General features: G+C 38.0%; 4 protein-coding genes. All 4 read right to left on the bottom strand.

Annotation, left to right across the window (positions count from 1 at the left end; translation table 11 throughout):
- Positions 1-68 precede the first annotated feature (68 nt).
- The gene (locus L1D50_RS22860; RefSeq protein ID WP_128726970.1) at positions 69-260 is read right to left on the bottom strand and encodes a hypothetical protein; all 192 of its coding nucleotides are present in this window, start codon (positions 258-260) and stop codon (positions 69-71) included.
- 41 nt (positions 261-301) lie between these two features.
- Complete coding sequence (locus tag L1D50_RS22855; RefSeq protein WP_010378934.1) at positions 302-469, bottom strand: DUF1328 domain-containing protein; 168 nt, start codon at positions 467-469, stop codon at positions 302-304.
- Between the two features lie 10 nt (positions 470-479).
- Complete coding sequence (locus tag L1D50_RS22850) at positions 480-926, bottom strand: PA2169 family four-helix-bundle protein (protein WP_128726911.1); 447 nt, start codon at positions 924-926, stop codon at positions 480-482.
- A gap of 165 nt (positions 927-1,091) precedes the next feature.
- Entirely contained in the window at positions 1,092-1,976 is an 885-nt protein-coding gene (locus tag L1D50_RS22845; RefSeq protein WP_239966920.1) for a mechanosensitive ion channel family protein, read from the bottom strand.
- Positions 1,977-2,057: the final 81 nt, after the last annotated feature.

Genomic DNA, 2,057 nt, shown 5'->3' with positions numbered 1-2,057 from the left:
CTATTATAAAAAAAGAGGAGAAGCTTTGGGGCTTCTCCTCTTTTATTCCACGTCGAAACTATACTCACTTAGCACTCTTCGTTTTCAGCGTTCAGGTTCTCTTTTACGTCTTCACAAGCGTCTTCTACGCTATTTTCGACTTCTTGAACTGTTTCATCGAAGCGTTCGCCGGCATCTTCCGCTGGACCTTCACTACAACCAAATAGTGCTAAAATTGAAACAAAACCAAATGCTTTTGCTAATGTAATTGCTGAATTCATCATAATCTATCTCCTAAACCGTTTTTTGCGCTAAATCCCTTTTACCTGGGAGCTCGTGCTTTGCCAAAAATAAATGAAATAATCATAAAGGCGATAAACACAAAGAATAGAATTTTCGCCATTCCAGCCGCAGCGCCTGCGATTCCTGTGAAACCTAGCACAGCTGCCACAAGTGCTAGGAATAAAAACATTACAGCCCAACTTAACATAACATTCTCCTTAGGCAGTTAGCTCTTGCAACTGCTTCATTTGATCGTGACAAGCTTGCATTCTGGTTTGAATTTGCAGTAATACACTCTTGCATTTTGGTGGAAGGTCTTTACTTAGCGCTTTATCAAGCTTGCTTAACACTTTGTCTTCCACTTCTTCTAGTTGCGAAATATAGGTGTGCTCTTTATCTGTGCTCACCATGCCAATCAGCTTGGTGTATGACTCTCTAATGTCGATGCTAAGCGCTGAATCAGTCTCGATTTCACCTTCGTCGATAAGAACAAATGGTTGTAGATCCGAAATTGCTTGCGCTTTATCTACAATCATTTGGTCAAATACTCGGTTTAATTCGATATTATCTAGCTTCTTTTTAGCTTCAGTGTAAAAATCAACACCACCATTTAATACTTTAATGAGCTCTTTTACCGGCTCCATATCGTAATTTGAATCTGCCATAAATAACTCCTTTCGTTTAAACATTTAATAAGTGCGTTTTGCAAGTATTATCTTCGGTCAACTTTACTGATGCAGTTTAGATGCCAAAATATAAACCTTTATTTTTTAAGACTTTTTAATCTGACCATATACAGACAGGTGAAAATATTACAAGCTAGGTGTAAATTATTCCTGTGATAATTGCTCACTCAAGGGCGCGCTTCCCTTTGCATTGAAGTCCAGGGTTCTAATTGGGAAAGGAATTAAGATATCGTTATCAGCTAACACACGATTAATGGTGCAAATTGCTTTGTGCCTGACTACCATAAAGCCGGGATCTGCTGGATAGTCTATCCAAAACCACACGAGAAGATTAATAGAACTATCACCAAAAGACTCGGCATAGACATCCGTTTCTTTTTGGTTTACCACAAAATCAAGCTTATTAATTGCCTCGACAATCACCTCTCGAGCTTGCTCTGGGTCGTCCGCATAGGAGATACCAACAGGTACTTCTATTCTTCGCTTGCCAAGTTTAGTGTAATTTTGTAGTTCATTTTTAAAGAGAATTTTGTTGGGAATATAAGACAGTTGGCCGTAAAAGTTCTCTACTAAGGTATTTCTCAAATTGATTTTGCTTACCGTACCAAAGCAATCCTTGGTTCTTATAATATCACCGACCATAAAAGGTTTTCTGACTCCCATCACAAATCCAGCAATGAGGTTCTCTGTCATGTCTTGGAATGCAAAGCCAATGGCAAGACCTATGATCCCAGCCCCAGCCAACAATGACATCACGGCGCCTGATAGTTTCACGATATCTAGGGCAAAGAAAATCCCGATAGCAATAATAGAAACTTTAAATATAGAGCTAATAAGAGAAGCGACTTGTTCGGTCTTTATTGCTTTTCTTATCGCTTTAGAAAACCAAACAGATGATATTTTAGCTAGAATCGTAAAAAATATGATAACCATTAAGGCTAGGATCATATTGGGCAATAATTGCACACCAGATTCAAGCCAAGCGATTAACTTATCATTAATTAATGTCCAAAACTTTTCTAAGTTCATAATCACACATTCCTATATAAGTACTCAACAAAGTTAGGATGCAGTAATCATTCCTAGTTATATTAATTAGCGGTTCATTAA

The sequence above is a fragment of the Pseudoalteromonas sp. Isolate6 genome, assembly GCF_022398435.1.
In the GTDB taxonomy this organism is placed as follows: domain Bacteria; phylum Pseudomonadota; class Gammaproteobacteria; order Enterobacterales; family Alteromonadaceae; genus Pseudoalteromonas; species Pseudoalteromonas galatheae.
Note: the sequence above shows the minus strand (reverse complement) of the source record. Positions and strands in the feature narration are given on the sequence as shown.